General features: G+C 63.4%; 10 protein-coding genes and 1 pseudogene. 1 reads left to right on the plus strand and 10 read right to left on the minus strand.

The genetic code is table 11. The features are described from left to right. Positions 1 to 167 precede the first annotated feature (167 nt). On the minus strand, positions 168 to 464 hold the full coding sequence (locus tag BLT09_RS29760) for a hypothetical protein (protein ID WP_244529171.1): 297 nt from the start codon (positions 462 to 464) through the stop codon (positions 168 to 170). A 246-nt stretch (positions 465 to 710) separates the two neighbouring features. On the opposite strand from BLT09_RS29760, the gene BLT09_RS29765 reads away from it, so the two are divergent. After that, positions 711 to 2,672 (plus strand): M23 family metallopeptidase, encoded by a 1,962-nt coding sequence (locus tag BLT09_RS29765; RefSeq protein ID WP_023797309.1) that lies wholly within the window; start codon positions 711 to 713, stop codon positions 2,670 to 2,672. 25 nt (positions 2,673 to 2,697) lie between these two features. Here the strand turns inward: BLT09_RS29765 and BLT09_RS29770 are convergent, their stop codons facing one another. The 9 genes and pseudogenes from BLT09_RS29770 to BLT09_RS29810 form a co-directional block, all read right to left on the minus strand. Continuing rightward, positions 2,698 to 4,248 carry an MFS transporter gene (locus BLT09_RS29770; protein ID WP_091600063.1) on the minus strand — a complete coding sequence of 517 codons (1,551 nt, stop codon included), beginning with the start codon at positions 4,246 to 4,248 and terminating at the stop codon, positions 2,698 to 2,700. A gap of 137 nt (positions 4,249 to 4,385) precedes the next feature. After that, positions 4,386 to 5,864 carry a L,D-transpeptidase family protein gene (locus tag BLT09_RS29775; RefSeq protein WP_091600064.1) on the minus strand — a complete coding sequence of 493 codons (1,479 nt, stop codon included), beginning with the start codon at positions 5,862 to 5,864 and terminating at the stop codon, positions 4,386 to 4,388. A gap of 251 nt (positions 5,865 to 6,115) precedes the next feature. Further along, positions 6,116 to 6,478: pseudogene (locus BLT09_RS29780) on the minus strand (MmcQ/YjbR family DNA-binding protein); the annotation flags it as partial. Positions 6,479 to 6,522: 44 nt separating this feature from the next. After that, entirely contained in the window at positions 6,523 to 9,129 is a 2,607-nt protein-coding gene (gene clpB, locus BLT09_RS29785; protein WP_091600065.1) for an ATP-dependent chaperone ClpB, read from the minus strand. Between the two features lie 223 nt (positions 9,130 to 9,352). Beyond that, positions 9,353 to 10,312 carry a DUF4167 domain-containing protein gene (locus tag BLT09_RS29790; protein WP_091600067.1) on the minus strand — a complete coding sequence of 320 codons (960 nt, stop codon included), beginning with the start codon at positions 10,310 to 10,312 and terminating at the stop codon, positions 9,353 to 9,355. Between the two features lie 303 nt (positions 10,313 to 10,615). Continuing rightward, the gene (gene prmC, locus BLT09_RS29795; protein ID WP_091600069.1) at positions 10,616 to 11,494 is read right to left on the minus strand and encodes a peptide chain release factor N(5)-glutamine methyltransferase; all 879 of its coding nucleotides are present in this window, start codon (positions 11,492 to 11,494) and stop codon (positions 10,616 to 10,618) included. Beyond that, a complete protein-coding gene (gene prfA / locus BLT09_RS29800) occupies positions 11,487 to 12,566 on the minus strand; it encodes a peptide chain release factor 1 (RefSeq protein ID WP_027153339.1) in 1,080 nt (359 codons plus the stop codon). The genes prmC and prfA overlap by 8 nt, the downstream gene beginning before the upstream one ends. A 139-nt stretch (positions 12,567 to 12,705) precedes the next feature. Next, positions 12,706 to 14,976, minus strand: a complete 2,271-nt coding sequence (gene ptsP, locus BLT09_RS29805) for a phosphoenolpyruvate--protein phosphotransferase (RefSeq protein WP_023797302.1) — start codon at positions 14,974 to 14,976, stop codon at positions 12,706 to 12,708. 181 nt (positions 14,977 to 15,157) lie between these two features. Continuing rightward, positions 15,158 to 16,411, minus strand: a complete 1,254-nt coding sequence (locus BLT09_RS29810; RefSeq protein ID WP_091600071.1) for an aspartate kinase — start codon at positions 16,409 to 16,411, stop codon at positions 15,158 to 15,160. Between the last annotated feature and the right edge of the window lie 163 nt (positions 16,412 to 16,574).

The raw sequence follows: 16,574 nt of genomic DNA on the forward strand, positions 1-16,574 counted from the left end.
GCTTTGAATTGACGAGAACATTCACACCTGGACACTTTCATGCCCTGGTAGACTTATTCTCTCAAAACGTGTCCGCCAAAGTCTCGTTCGAACCCAACATCCCTGGCGGGATGAAAGGCTCAGCAGGACTCTGCCGCCCACGTTTCTCTTTCTTCAATATTCAATTATCAAAGAACAGACATCGCAGACGCGGTGTCGTGGCCCGTACGCTTGTGGCTCGGGGCCGTTCGAGTGTCGCTCACGCGGCTCTCTTGAATTTCGCAGAGGGCAGATCTAGAAGCGAACTTCTTCGTCGCCAGCGGCGCGCCGCCCTCGTTGGTGAGGCGTATATAGTCGGCGCCCATCCAAAGTGTCAACAACGATTTCGGTCTTTTTTGAATTTTTTGCGACGAAAGATTGCGGCGCCGATTTTCGGTAGCCGACTTCCGCGGCGGCATGGGGATAACAAAGCCGAACACCGCCACGGAGCCCTATTGCCGCCGCATTGCGGTTTGACACCAACGCCAACGAAGCTGGCGCAGCACCACTGGCGCGGCGCCTTATAAGAGACTGTAAGAGAGCCACTAAGAGAGCCACTAAGAGAGAAGTATGACTGGGGATCTCGGCCGAAGCCAGCCGCTTCGTTGACTTCGCCCGCCGTGACAGGCAAATGTCATGGCCACAACAAAAGCGACAAGCCGTCCCGCCCGGGGAAGAAGCAGCCTTTCTGGATGCCAGATACGGAAAATGTCATAGCCGAACTCGGCAACGAGCCGCCGCTGATTGCGGACGGTCGCAGTGGCCCGCCCGACCGGCGCGAGGTTTCGGCGCGCTGGCTGTCGGGCACTTTTCTTACCGGCGTGACGTCGAGCGTGCTGATGGGTGTGGCGCTGTTCGCAGCCCTCGACGGCCGTCAGCAATTGGCGACGCCGCCCGAAATCGCCGAACTGATCAGCCTTGCGAGAGGCGACGATTCCGGCGAGATCGCCAAGACCACCAGGCTGGTGGCGCCGCGCCAGATCGCCAAGGCCAAGGACCGCCGGCGAATGGAAGTGCCGATGGTGACCAAGGTCGGCGACCGCGATGTCATCCACACCATGCCTTTCGTGCAGATCAAGATGGCGCTTGCCGCCGGGCACACGACCAGCCGCGCCTATCCGCCTTTCAATCCGATGCAGGTGTTTGGCGACGACCGCGACGGCAATGCCGGTCAGCCGGCGACCGCCGCCGCAGGCCAGATCTATGGCGCCAAGGTCGAAAGCGAGTTGAGCCTGAAAACGGTCGATTTCCCAATCGAGACAGCAGCGTTCGACGAAAAGAGTGACTTGTCCGCCGACGAGGTGGAAAAGGTGGTGCGCGAGGCCGGCACGGGTCTGAGCGACGGCGCCGTGCAGGTCGCGTCGCTGCATTATGTCGACCCGCAGCGATTCGGCGATGCATTCGCCGAGAGCATGGCCGGCTCCTACGACGTCAGGATCGTTCCGGAAAACGTCTCGGTGTCGCCGCGTGCTGCCCCCGACGATCAAGCGCCGGCCTTCGCCGAGGAGATCATCCCCTTCACCAGGGACCGCAACATCGTCGAGGCCTTCGCCGATTCGGGCTATACCGGCGAGGACGCCACCGGTATGGCCGAGGCGATCGCCAAATTGCTGAATGCGACAGCGCTCAAGGCGGGAACCGTGCTGCGCGTCGGCCTCGAGATCCATGGCGACGCCGCCAAGGTCGTTCGCACCGGCATCTACGACAGGGCCCAGCATATAGTCACCATCGCGCTCGATGATCACGGCCAATATGTGCCGGCGCAGGAGCCGGAGCCCAATCCCGAATTGCTGACCGCGTTCGATGATTCGCCGCCGGTGGTGGTGCGCGGCAATCTGCCGAACGTCTATGACGGCATCTACCGCGCCGCCTACTCCTACGGCATGTCCAAGGCGATGACCAAGCGGCTGATCAAGCTCCTGGCGTCCGGCGTCGATTTCCAGTCGCGGCTCAATCCGTCGGACCGCATCGAGGTGCTGTTCTCGCAGCCGGATGGCGACGACCGGGCATCCGACGAATCCGAGCTGCTCTATGTCTCGGCGAGCTTCGGCGGCACGACGCGCAATTTCTACCGGTTCCAGATGCAGGACGGCAGCACCGACTATTTCGACGAGGACGGCCGCAGCGCCCAGCAATTCCTGCTGCGCAATCCCCTGCCCGCAGGAAAATTCCGCTCCGGCTTCGGTGCCCGCAGGCATCCGATCCTCGGCTATGTGCGCTTGCATACCGGCGTTGATTGGTCAGCCGCCATCGGCACGCCGATCATCGCCGCCGGCAACGGTGTCGTCGAGAAGGCCGGCTGGGCCGGAGGCTATGGCAAACAGATCATCCTCCGTCACGCCAATGGCTACGAGACCTCCTACAATCACCAGAGCGCATTTGCCAAAGGCATCGCGCCGGGCGTGCGCGTCCGCCAAGGCCAGACCATCGGCTTTCTCGGCCAGACCGGCCTCGCCACCGGTCCGCACCTCCACTACGAGCTGATCGTCAACGGCACCAAGGTCGACCCGATGCGCGTTCGCCTGCCGGTCGGCAAGGTGCTGAAGGGCGACGACCTCGTCGCCTTCAAGCGCGAGCGCGGGCGCATCGATGATCTGCTCAAGCAGGAAGACAATGATTCGCTGAAGGTCGCGAGCGCCAAGATCGAAGGCTGAGCCGAGTTGGGCCTTTGCCGGCTGCTCAGCGCTGCGGAGCCTCGGATCCACGCGGCCATGGCAGTCGCTCGCCGGAAACAGTCGTCCACGCCACGATCGCCGAGAGCAGGCAAAGCAGCGCGGTCACCAAGGCGACTGCTGCGAACGCTGCGTCGCTGGCGGCAAGCCTTGCTGCATCGACATCCGGCGCCGGTTCGCCGAAACCCGGAATGCCGGATGCGGCACCGCTGTTCAGCGCTGCTGCATAGACCCAGGCCGCCAGTGACCCCATCGCCGCCACTGCGATCAGGCCGCCAATGCGCGAGACGGCATTGTTGATTCCCGAGGCAGCACCGGTATCCTTGTCCTCGACCGCCGTCATCACCGCCGTCGACAGCGGCGACACCACCAGCGCCATGCCGAGCCCCATCAGCGCCATCAGCGGAAACACCCCCCACCAGAAACTGTGGATGCCAGCATAGGCCAGCACGGCAAGCCCGGCAAAGGCGACAGCGACGACGAGACTGCCGCTGGCGATCGGAAAACGCGGACCGATCCGGTCGGACCACTGGCCGACCGGCCCCGACAACAGCGCGATCAAGACCGACAGCGGCAGGAAGATGAAGCCGACCTCGGCGGCGCTCAGCCCCCATCCGGCGATGAGCAGCATCGGCAGATAGAACAGGTTGGCCGACAGTGCGAAATAGAGGAAGAAGGTCGCCACATTGGCGCCGGCGAAGGCGCCGACCCGAAACAGCGAGAGATCGATCATCGGTTCGCGCTGCCGGCGCTCGAAGACAATGAACACGATGAGCAGCACCGCGCCGGCGGCAATGCTCGGGCCGGACATTTGCCCCTCGCCCTCTGCGCTCATCGAAGTCAAGCCGTAGGCAAGCGCTCCGAACGCCAAGGTGGCGAGTGCAGCGCCGCCGAGATCGAGGCTGCGCCTTTCGGTCGGTGCGTCGGCCGGAACCTTGGCGAGCAGAAGATAGATCGAGACAAGACCAAGCGGCAGATTGACCGCGAAGATCACCCGCCAGATGCCGTCGCCGAAGGCCGACAAGACAACGCCGCCCAGCACCGGGCCAAGCGCCGTCGTCAGCGCCGAGGCTGCCGCCCAGATGCCGATCGCCCTGCCGCGCTCCTTCTTCGGATAGGCCTTGGCGATAATGGCGAGGCTGCCTGGCACCATGATGGCAGCACCGATGCCCTGGATGGCGCGAAACGCAATGAGCATTGGCGGGTTCGGCGCCACCGCGCAGGCAAGCGAGGCGGCAATGAACAGCGCGATGCCTGCCACGAAAGCATGCCGCAGGCCAAAACGGTCGCCGGCGGCGCCGCCAACAAGGATGAGTGCCGAAAGCGTCAGCGCATAGGCGTTTGAAATCCACTGCGCCTCGGCGAAACTGGCGCCAAGATCGACGCGGATCGCCGGCGTGGCGATGGCCAGGATCGAGCCGTCGATGAAGCCGAGCGCGGAAGCTAGGATCGCCGCGATCAGCACGAACCTGCGGCGCGATTGCGGGCAGAACGTATCGGCCGGCAGCGGCCTGACCAGGGGGACGGCTTCGGCGCCGACTTCGCTTGGAGAACGCATGAAGCCTGCTTAGACCTCCTATGCGCCGGCAACAACCGGCCAGAGGGTTGCTGTCGTTGAAACCAGAACAGGATCACGTCGCCCAAAGAGCCTGCTCCCGGGTTGACCCAGGACTGCGCGATGATTTGGGATAGGGCTCAGTCGATGAATTCCACCGTGACGCCCGGCGACACGATTTTTGCCAGTTCGCGCGCGTCCCAATTGGTCAGCCGCACGCAGCCATGACTTTCGGTCTTGCCGATCTTGGAGGGGTCGGGTGTGCCGTGAATGCCGTAGGTCGGCTTGTCCAGCGCAATCCAGACCGAGCCGACGGGGCCGTTCGGGCCCGGCGGGATGGTCAGGATCTTGTTGTTTTCGCCCTGCTTGAAATTGATGTTCGGATTGTAGGTGTAGTTCGGGTCGAGAGCGACCCGCGACACCGCATGCGTGCCGGTGGGTGAAGGCGTGTCAGCCGAGCCGATGGTGGCTGGATAGGCCGCGATCAGCTTGCCCGACGCGTCATAGGCGCGGGCCTGCTTTTTGCCCTTGTCGGCGATGATGCGTGCCACCGGCGTGGCCACCAGCCTGCCGAAATTGGCGACCTTGATGATCGTGCCGGGACGGTTGAAATTGGCTTCCGGATTGAGCGCCTTCAGATAGTTCTCGTCCATGTGGAACCGCTCGGCCAGCGCTTCGGTGACTGAGGTATAGCTCAGCCGTTCGAGTTGCGCCTTCTGGCCGTAGTCTTCCGGCACCGATGCGACATAGGGGCCGGCAGCATCCTCGGGCGTGATGCTGTAGGAGGCGAAGGCATCGCCGCCGGACTGCTCAAGCGCCGCCTGGATGCCGACCACATCGGTCGACCGCAGATTGCTGCCGGTGATCTCGTTGTAGGCGGCGAGCGCCTTGTCGACATTCGAGCCGAAGCGCCCGTCGACGACGCCGGGCGAAGCGCCGGCGCGGTCGAGCAGCACTTGCAGCGCCGCGACCTCTTGGCGTGCACCGAGTGAAAGCGACGGATCGACGACAATCTTACCGTCGATCTTTGGCGGCAGTGCCGCCTGGTCGCCCGGCTCCATCGGCTCGACCGGTTCGATCGCAGCCTCGTTGAGCGGCTGGCGCATGACGGTGCGCGGCTTTACCGGCTGCGGCGCTTCCGGATAATTGTTGCCATAGTTGCCACCATCCAGCGGTGCTTCGGGAAAAGCGTCCACCGGATCGCCGTAGGCATCATACTCGTCGACCGGCGGTACGACGATCAGGCCCTCCTCTTCCAATTGCCTGCGGCGCAAGCGCGCCTGGTCCTCCGGATCGTCGAGATAATAGCGGTCGTCCTCGACCGGTCCGAGATTGCGCAAGCCCTCGCGGCGGAGTGCGCGGCGATCGAACCTGGCCTGCGGCGGCTGGATGGCGAGCACCTTGCCGGTTTCCGTATCGACGATGACGCGGTTTCCTCTGGCGTCGTAGTAGACGTCGAAATCGCCGTTCTGGGCGACCAGCACAGCATGGCTATCCGCGGCTCGGGCATCCGCGGCGCGGGCAGATCGCGGCGCGATGTCCTGCGTCGGCGCGGCCATTACACTCGAAGAAAGCAGCCCGGCGGCGAACGCCGAAAGGGTGAAGATCGTGCGGAACATGCTGGCCAAATTCTCCGGTCCGTAATTGCCGCCGCCCGGCGTTGTCTCTTTAGAGCGCCGCGCGTCCCTTCGGACGCGCAGGGACGCTCTAACACGTAAAAAACTCCGCATCATGCTTTCCGAAAATCCAATTCGATTTTCGGGCCTTTGCGGCAGGCGAACCCTTCGCCAGCAAATCAGTTGCCAACCATAAGGTTCCAACATGAACCGGGCATGAAGATGGCGGATTTCTGGCGGGCTGGAGCAAGAACACTGGCGGCGAATGCCAATTCCTTGCGCGCCTGCTTCGTCAGCTTGAGCACGACAAGGCGGTGGCTTTCGCGCAGATAGTCCTTTAGCGCGTCATCGTCCATGCTTTGGCTTGTCTGGCGCTGGATCCATTTCATGCCGCGTGAGGCAAGATAGGGCGCGGGCCGAAGGCCCGGCTGTTCCTTCAAGATGTCATAAGCGATGTCGGAGCATTTGAAGGTGACGAACGGCTCCTTGCCATCGCTCCAACCGCCGATCGCAAAGACCTTGGCTCCGACTTTCCAGACATGAGCACCGCCCCACTGGACGACATGGGTCGCCGACGGCAGCGAGGCGCAGAAGCTGTTGTAGTCGTCCAACGTCATCTGCGCCCCCGTTTAATTTTTTGATTGTGCGGCGGCCTCGAAAATCAGGCCGCCGCCTCGGTCGCTACGATCGTCGGCTTCGACCGGAAGTTCAACCGGTCGGAACCAGCGGTGACCTTGACGGTCGAACTGTCGAGGATGTCGCCGAGCAGGATCTTCTCCGCAAGCGGATCCTGAAGGTCCTTCTGCATCACCCGCTTCAACGGCCGCGCGCCATAGGCCGGATCGTAGCCCTTGGCGGCCAGCCAGTCGATCGCCTCCTGATCCAGCGAAAGCGTGATCTTGCGATCTGCGAGCAGGCTTTCCAGCCGCTTGAGCTGGATCTCGACGATGCGGCCCATATCCTGCCGGCGCAGCCGGTGGAACAGGATCACCTCGTCGACGCGGTTGAGGAACTCCGGCCGGAACGACGCCCTGACGACTCCCATCACCTCGTCGCGCACGACATCGACGTCCTGGTTCTCGCCGAGGTTGACCAGATATTCGGCGCCGAGGTTCGACGTCATGATGATCAGCGTGTTGCGGAAATCGACCGTGCGGCCCTGCCCGTCGGTCAGGCGGCCATCATCGAGCACCTGCAGCAGCACGTTGAACACGTCCGGATGCGCTTTCTCGATCTCGTCGAACAGCACGACCTGATAGGGCCGGCGTCGCACCGCTTCAGTCAGCGCGCCGCCCTCCTCATAGCCGACATAGCCGGGAGGCGCGCCGATCAGCCGGGCGACCGAGTGCTTCTCCATGAATTCCGACATGTCGATGCGCACCATGGCGCTCTCGTCGTCGAACAGGAAGCTGGCAAGCGCCTTGGTCAGTTCGGTCTTGCCGACGCCCGTCGGTCCGAGGAACATGAACGAACCGATCGGCCGATTCGGATCCTGCAGGCCGGCGCGTGCGCGGCGCACCGCTTTCGACACGGCCTGCACCGCCTCGCCCTGGCCAACGACACGCTTGCCGATTTCGTCTTCCATGCGCAGCAGCTTGTCACGCTCGCCTTGCAGCATCTTGTCGACGGGAATGCCGGTCCAGCGCGACACGATGTGGGCGACGTGATCGGGGGTGACCACCTCTTCGACCATGCCGACCTTGCCGTCTTGTGCCTCGGCCTGCGTCAGCTTCTTTTCGAGTTCCGGAATCTTGCCATAGGCAAGCTCGCCGGCGCGCTGGAATTCACCTTTGCGCTGGGCGATGGCGAGCTCGTTACGCGCTTCATCGAGCTGTTTCTTCAGGTCGGCGGCGAGCCCGAGCTTCTGCTTCTCGGCCTGCCACTTCGAGGTCAGTTCGGTCGATTCCTCTTCCAGGGCGGAAAGATCCTTTTCGAGCCGGGCGAGCCGGTCCTTCGACGCGTCGTCCTTCTCGACCTTCAGCGCCTCACGCTCGATCTTGAGCTGCATGATGCGGCGGTCGATCTCGTCCAGCGCTTCGGGCTTCGAATCGACCTGCATCCGCAGCCGCGACGCGGCCTCGTCGACAAGGTCAATCGCCTTGTCCGGCAGGAAGCGGTCGGCGATGTAGCGGTTGGACAGCGATGCTGCCGCGACCAGCGCCGAATCCGAAATGCGCACCTTGTGGTGCTGCTCGTATTTCTCCTTCAGGCCGCGCAGGATGGAGACGGTGTCTTCCACCGTCGGCTCATTGACGAAGACCGGCTGGAAGCGGCGGGCAAGGGCCGCATCCTTCTCGACATGCTTGCGGTATTCGTCGAGCGTCGTCGCGCCGACGCAGTGGAGTTCGCCGCGTGCCAACGCCGGTTTCAACAGGTTCGACGCATCCATAGCGCCATCCGCCTTGCCGGCGCCGACCAGCGTGTGCATCTCATCGATGAACAGGATGATGCCGCCGGCCGCAGCGGTGACTTCCGAAAGAACCGCCTTCAGCCGCTCCTCGAATTCGCCGCGATATTTGGCGCCGGCGATCAGCGATCCCATATCGAGCGCCATCAACTGCTTGTCCTTGAGCGATTCCGGCACGTCGCCATTGACGATCCGCAACGCCAGCCCTTCGGCGATCGCCGTCTTGCCGACGCCGGGTTCACCGATCAGCACCGGATTGTTCTTGGTGCGGCGCGACAGCACCTGGATGGTGCGGCGGATCTCGTCGTCGCGGCCGATGACCGGGTCGAGCTTGCCGGCGCGACCGTCGGCGGTGAGATCGCGCGCGTACTTCTTAAGCGCATCATAGCCCTGCTCGGCGCTCGCCGAATCGGCGGTGCGACCCTTGCGGACGTCGTTGATCACCTGGTTCAGTGCCTGTGGCGTCACGCCGGCCTTGGTCAGGATGTCGGCGGTCTTGGCGGATTTCTCGACCGCCAGCGCCGTCAGCAGCCGCTCGACCGTAACGAAGCTGTCGCCGGCCTTCTTTGCCAGTTCCTCGGCGGTCGAGAACACTTTGGCCAGCGGTTGCGCCAGATAGAGCTGGCCGTTGCCGCCCTCCACCTTGGGCATTGCCTCAAGTGCCGTCTCGACGCCCAGCTTGACGTCGCGGACGCTGCCGCCGGCGCGCTCGATCAACGACGCTGCCAGGCCCTCGTCGTCGTCGACGAGCACTTTCAATATATGTTCGGGGGTGAATTGCTGGTGGTTGCGCGAGAGCGCCAAGGTCTGCGCCGACTGGATGAAGCCGCGCACGCGCTCGGAATATTTTTCAAGGTTCATATCTGTCTCCTTCCGTCACCGGCCCGCTTTGCGGCACCGGATCAGATTGCGGTGACGGACCCGCCCGTTCGAGCCGGGTCCTGTTCACGCGAGATATGGGGCGCAATCCACGGACCCTCAAGACGTCCCGATAACGGCGGACTTAATATTCCCCGGGGGGGCGCACATACAAAAACGGCGGAGATTTCTCTCCGCCGTCCAGGAATGTCTGGGCCTTGCTCGATCAGTTGTTGACGTCGACGATGGTGGGCTCGCCACCGGCGTCTTCCGCCGGAGCAGCATTCACGTTATCGCCGCCAGCATTGTCGTTACCGCCATCCACCTGATCAGCCACCTGATCAGCATTGACGCGCGGACGGCGCGGACGCCTGGGGCGGCGGGCAGCGCCGCTTTCGGCGGCGGCTTCGTTCATCTCGGCCCGGGCAGCCAGAGCCGCTGGCGAAAAGCTTTCGAACTGCGGCGCGGGTTCGGCCACAGAAACAGGCTCGTTCGGAGACACAGCTTCCGCCTGCACGGGGGTTTCGTTCTGAACCGGTCTCTCGTTGCGCCGGTTCTGATCGCCGCGCTGTCCGCCCTGCTCGCCGCGCGCACCAAATTCGCCGCGCTGGCCGTTCTGGCCGTAGCCGCCATTGGGGCGACGGTCGCGATGGCGGTTGTCTCGCCCGCCGGCATCGCGCCCACTGGCATCACGCCCACTGGCATCACGATTGTCACGGCCGTTTTCCTGGTTGAGCGTCAATTCAGCCGGCGTGCCGTCGATGACCGGCTGCGGGCCTGCACCGTGGTTGACCACCGGAGCCGCAGTCTCGCCGACATTGCTGTTGCCGCCATTGTCGAACTCGTCGCGATCTTCGTCGCCGTCATCGTCGAAATCGTCGCGGTTCTGCTGAGCGCTCTGGATCGGCAGCTGCGCCTGCGCGGCAGCGATGATGCGATTGTAGTGCTCGGCGTGCTGGAGATAGTTTTCCGCCATCACCCGGTCGCCGGAGCTCTGCGCGTCACGGGCAAGGGTTGCGTATTTTTCGGCGATCTGCTGAGCCGATCCGCGGATCTTCACGTCCGGACCGTTGCTCTCGTAATTGCGCGTCAGGGGATTTGGACCCTTGCGGTTGTTGTTATTGTTGTTGCCGCCGCCATTGTTGTTGCGACCGCGCATGCGCCTGTTCTGCTGTTGTGGCCTCATTCGACTCTCTTCATTTTGAAATTTTTCGAAAACTTTTCACGAACGGAGGCGCTCATGCAGCCAGCCGTTTCGTCTCTTCACCGGCGTTCGCCCGCATCGATTGCGTTGGCGCCACGTCTCATCCTGTTCCGGTTACATCACTTGCCGGACGATCCCCGCACGAAGCTTGGGCGTCGTTTGCACAAGAAGGCAGCTATTTCCAAGGAAACCGAATCGCTAAGAGCACTGCCTGCTTCGTCTCATCCGGTTAAGGCGACCCTAGCCGCATTCCCCGGCATTGCCAAGCGCTTTTTTTGCACTGCATCACGGCCTTGTCAGTTCAAAGATCAGAACCCTCTCGTTTCCGCCAAAGTCGCGGAATACCCCCGCCGGCATATAGCCGGCTGCGGAGAAAACGCCCGTGACCTCTTTGCGCTGGGTGTGGCCGATCTCGACCGCAATCCTGCCCTCGGCTTCCAAAAAAACTGCCGCCTCGGCGGCGATGATCCTGTAGGGACTCAGACCGTCCACGCCGCCATCAAGGGCTTGGCGTGGATCGAAACCGCGGACTTCGCCCTGCAGATTTTCGATGTCTATGGACGCTATATAGGGCGGGTTGGCGGCAATTACATGGTATCGGCCAAAAACTTTTTCGAACCAGTCGGATTCGAGCACCTGGAACCGGTCGGCCAACCCCAATTCCCCTGCATTGCGCATGGCGGTCACCAGCGCGCCTGGCGAAATATCGACACCGGTGGCGACCGCCGCCGGAACGGCGCTGAGCAGCGCCAGCGCGATGGCGCCGGTGCCGGTGCCGAGATCGAGGATGCGGCACTCGCCTTGCCGTTCCGCTGTCGCCTTCACGAAGGGCAGCACCGCTTCGACCAGCGTTTCGGTGTCCGGTCGCGGCTCCAGCGTTTCCGGTGACAACGACAGGCGCAAGCCATAGAACTCGCGATGGCCGAGGATGCGATGCACCGGCTCACCGGCAACCCGCCGCCTCAAGGCTGCATCGATCGCGGCAATCGCGCCGGCATCGACACTGCATTCGGGATCGGCGATGGCTTGTGTGCGGGTCGTACCGGAAAAATGTTCGACGATCAGCCTCGCATCCAGCGCCGGATCGGCGACTGCGGCCGCAGCAAGGCGTGCCCGCGCCGCCTTCAGCAGCAGCCCTAGCCTACTGGGCAGACTGTCAGCCATCGAGGCCGATATCGGCGAGCAGCTTCGACTGGTGATCGGCGATCAGCGCGTCGATGATCTCGTCGAGTTCGCCCATCATCACCCGGTCGAGCTTATAGAGCGTCAGATTGATGCGATGGTCGGTGACGCGGCCCTGCGGGAAATTATAGGTGCGGATGCGCTCCGAGCGATCGCCCGAACCGACCTGAGATTTGCGCGATTCGGAGCGTTCCTCGTCAGCCTTGCTGCGCTCGAGGTCGTAAAGCCTGGCGCGCAGGATCTGCATGGCTTTGGCCCGGTTCTGGTGCTGCGACTTCTCCGCCTGTACGACCATGATGCCGGTCGGCAGATGGGTGATGCGCACTGCCGAATCGGTGGTATTGACGTGCTGGCCGCCCGAACCCGAGGCGCGCATCGTGTCGATGCGGATGTCTTCGGCCCTGATGTCGATGTCGACCTCTTCCGCTTCGGGCAGCACGGCAACCGTCGCCGCCGAGGTGTGGATGCGCCCGCCGGCCTCGGTCGCCGGCACGCGCTGCACACGATGCACGCCGGACTCGAATTTCAGATGGGCAAAGACCCCCTTGCCCGAAATCGTGGCGATGATTTCCTTGTAGCCGCCGACCTCGCCCTCGCTGGCCGACGCCGTCTCGAAACGCCAGCCGCGTGCCGCGGCATAGCGTTCGTACATGCGAAACAGGTCGCCGGCAAAGAGAGCCGCCTCGTCGCCGCCGGTGCCGGCGCGGATTTCGAGGATGGCATTCTTGTCGTCGGCGGCATCCTTGGGCAGAAGCAGGATCTGGATGTCCTTCTGCAGCGCTTCGATGCGTTCCTTGACCTCCGGCAGATCGGCCTCGGCCAGTGCCCGCATTTCGGCATCGGTGCTTTTGTCGGCGAGCATCGCCTGCAGGTCGGCCTGTTCATGCTCGGCGGTGCGCAGCGCCCTGATCTTAGCCACCATCTCCTGCATGTCAGCATATTCCGACGCCATCTTGACATAGGCGTCCGCCGCCGGCCCGGCCGACATTTGCGCTTCGAGCATGTCGAAACGCTTGACGACTTGATCCATGCGGTCGCGGGGCAGGTTGATCATGGTCCTGGAACTTCGATAAGATTCACGTCAGGGCGAGCCGAAAATGACGAGTTTCGAGAACCGGAGCGGAATGTACAATTAGGTACATGAGCACCGGAAGCGCAGAAAATCGACATTTGCAGGCCGCCCTCACGTGAATTTACAACGGAATGGAGCGGTCGTCGGCAAAGGCCTGCAGCAGCGCCCGCATCGGCAACCCCTGGGCCGGCGCCATGAGATTGTCGTCGAAGAACGCTTCCAGCTCGGCCAGCGGCAGTTCCGTCAGCATCGCCTTGACCGGACCGATCGAGGCCGGTGACATCGAGATCGATCGATAGCCAAGGCCGATCAGCGCCATCGCCGAGATCGGCTTGCCGGCCAGCTCGCCGCACAAGGTCACCGGGGTTTGATTGCGCACCCCGGCGTCGGCAATCTGCTTCAGCGCGCGCAGGAACGGCGTCGACAGCACATCGAAGCGGTCGGCGAGCTGCGTGTTGCCGCGATCGACCGCCATGACGAACTGGAACAGATCGTTCGAGCCGACCGAGACGAAATCGACGGCCTTCATCAGCTCATCGAGCTGGAACAGCAGCGAAGGCACTTCCAGCATGGCCCCGAGCTTCAGGCTGGTCGGCAGATGATGGGCAAAACGCGACAGATGCCGCACTTCGCGATCGATGATTTCGCGCGCCTGGGCGATCTCGCCGAGCTCCGTCACCATCGGCAGCATCAGCTTCAGTTCACGCCCGCCGCATGCCTTCAAAAGCGCTCGGATCTGGGTACGCAACAGGCCCGGCCGGTCGAGCGTCAGGCGGATGGCGCGCCAGCCGAGCGCCGGGTTCTCTTCCTGGATCGTGTCCTTGAAGTAGGGCAGCACCTTGTCGCCGCCGATATCGATGGTGCGGAATGTCACCGGCTTGCCGCGCGCCGCGTCGAGCACGTCACGGTAGAGCCGTTCCTGGGCTTCCGCCCGCGGAAAGGTCGAGGCGACCATGAACTGCAGCTCGGTGCGGAACAGGCCGATACCGGCGGCGCCGGCCTCGGCAAGCTGCGGCAGATCGACGGCCAGGCCCGCATTCATCAAAAGGTCGACCTGGACGCCGTCCTTGGTCATCGACGGCTTCTTGCGCAGCTCGCGATAGACCTCCTGCCGCCGCGCCCGGAAGCGGACCTTTTCGGCATAGGCGGCTTCGAGGTCCGGTTGGGGGCGCAGGTGGATGGCGCCTTCTTCGCCGTCGACAATGATGGCGTCGCCGTTTTCCGCCATGGAAACGGCGCCCTTCATCTGGCCCGCAACCGGTATGCCCATGGCCCGCGCCACGATAACGACGTGGCTGGTCGCTGCGCCGTCCTCCAGCACCAGCCCGCGCAGCTTGTCTCTGGGATAATCGAGCAGTTCGGCGGCCCCCATCGAGCGGGCGACGATGATGGCGTCCTTCGGCAGCGAGACCGCGACATCGTCCGGCCCGCGCCCCATCAGCTGGCGCAGCAGCCGGTTGGCGAGATCGTCGAAATCGCTCATCCGCTCGCGCAGATAAGGATCGGTCATGTGCAGCATGCGGGCACGCATGTCGCTCTGCACTTTTTCCACCGCCGCTTCCGCCGTCAGGCCGTTGCGTACCGCCTCTTCCAACCGGCGCACCCAGCCGCTGTCGTTGGCGAACATGCGATAGGCTTCGAGCACCTGGCGGTGCTCGCCCTCGAAGGCAACTTCGCGGCGTTCCAGCATGTCGTCGATGGAGAGCCGGAGCGAACCGAGCGAAGCATCGAGCCGCTTGATCTCCTCATCGCTGTCCTCGTTGAACAGATTGGTGACGACGATGCGCGGCTCGTGCAGCACGACATGGCCAAGTCCGACGCCCTCGTTGAACGACAGGCCGGTAAAGCTCACCGGGCGGCGCAGATCGAGTTCGAGGCCGGGCCGGGTCAGCCGGGCAAGGTCGCCGGTGGCGATCATCTCGGCGATCACCATCGCCGTCGTTTCCAGCGCCTCGACTTCGTCGTCGCGATAGTGGCGCATGGTCTTGTTCTGGACGACCAGCACACCGAGCGTGCGCCCCGCCCTGAGCACCGGCACGCCGAGGAAGGAATTGTAGATCTCCTCCCCGGTCTCCGGCAGATAGGCGAAGGCTGGATGTTCCTGCGCGTTGGAGAGGTTGAGCGGCCGTGCCGAGGCCGCGATCGTGCCGACGAGGCCTTCCCCCAGCCTGAGCTGCGCCAAATGGACGGCCTTCGGATTCAGGCCCTCGGTGGCATAGAGTTCGAGCACCGAATCGGCGCGCAGCACGTAGAGCGAGCACACTTCAGCGACCATATTGGCGGCGATGTCGCGCACGATGCGGTCGAGCCGCTCCTGCGGCTCCAGCGGCTCCTGCATGAGCTCGCGGAGCCGTTTCAGCAAAACGCGCGGGCCACTGGCCGTATCACGCATCGCGGCTTGTTCTCCAATGGACATTATGCCCGCCGCAGTTTCTCCCGCGGCCGGCGCTCACGCAACAACTCAAATAGAGCGGCGTCGGTCCAATTGGACCCACAAAGGACGCTCCAAGACTTCGAACTGCTGCATCGTGCTTTCCGAAGATCGACCTCCGATTTCCGGACCGAGCAGTCTGCTACTGCTTATCCAGACCGTAGATGGAATGCAAAGTGCGAACAGCAAGTTCTGTGTAGGGACCGTCGATCAGGATCGAAATCTTGATCTCGGATGTGGTGATCGCACGGATGTTGATCGATTTGTCGGCCAGCGCCTTGAAGGCGGTGGCAGCGACGCCGGCATGGCTCCTCATGCCGATGCCGATGACCGAGACTTTCGACATGCCGGCTTCCGACTGCACGACGTCGTAGCCGATCGTGGTCTTCAGCCGCTCGAGCACGGCAAGCGCCTTGTCGACATCGCCGGACGGCACGGTGAAGGTCATGTCGGTGAACTTGCCGTCCTCGGAAATGTTCTGGACAATCATGTCGACATTGATGTTGGCTTCGGCCAGCGGCCCGAAAATGCCGGCGGCGACGCCGGGCCGGTCACCGACACGGCGCAACGAAATCTGCGCTTCGTCCTTGGCGTAGGCAATTCCGGTGACGACCTGCTGTTCCACGATCTCTTCCTCGTCGCAAATAAGCGTTCCGGGCGGATTGAGCAAATCCCCCATTCCGGGCGCGTCGGGATCGTCGAAGGACGACCGCACGAAAGTACGCACCCTGTGCACCATGGCAAGCTCGACCGAGCGTACCTGCAGGACCTTGGCGCCGAGCGAGGCCATTTCAAGCATTTCCTCGAAGGAAATCTTGGCCAGCCGCCGCGCCTTCGGCTCGATGCGCGGGTCGGTGGTGTAGACCCCGTCGACGTCAGTGTAGATGTCGCAGCGGTCTGCCTTGACCGCCGCCGCGATGGCGACAGCACTGGTGTCGGAACCGCCGCGGCCGAGCGTCGCGATGCGGTTGTCCGGCCCGATGCCCTGGAAGCCGGCGATCACCGCCACCTGGCCCTCGCCGAAGCGCTTGATCAGGAATGCGCCGTCGATGTCGAGAATGCGCGCCGCGCCATGCGCATTGTCGGTCTTGATCGGGATCTGCCAGCCTTGCCAGGAACGGGCATGGACGCCCATGTTCTGCAGCGCGATCGCCAGCAGGCCGGCAGTCACCTGCTCGCCGGAGGCAACGACGGCGTCATATTCGCGGGCATCGTGCATCGGCGAGGCTTCGCGCGTCCACTGCACGAGCTCGTTGGTCTTGCCGGCCATCGCCGAGACGACCACCGCAACCTCATGGCCGGCATCGACCTCGCGTTTGACATGGCGCGCCACATTGCGGATGCGGACGATGTCGGCGACGGAGGTCCCGCCGAATTTCATCACGATGCGCGCCATGGAAGCGAAATGCCTTTGACTGGGTGCCGAAACGGCGGCCGAAAAATGGAAACGGAGCGTCGGGCTGGGCCAGCCGCTGAATTCGCGGCCTCCTTAGCCAAATGCTTTGGGTTTCGCAAGGCGTGCCACCGCTTGCCCCCCTGCTTGCCCCCTTAGGCGACGA

It is taken from the genome of Mesorhizobium muleiense (assembly GCF_900099905.1).
Lineage (GTDB): Bacteria > Pseudomonadota > Alphaproteobacteria > Rhizobiales > Rhizobiaceae > Mesorhizobium > Mesorhizobium muleiense.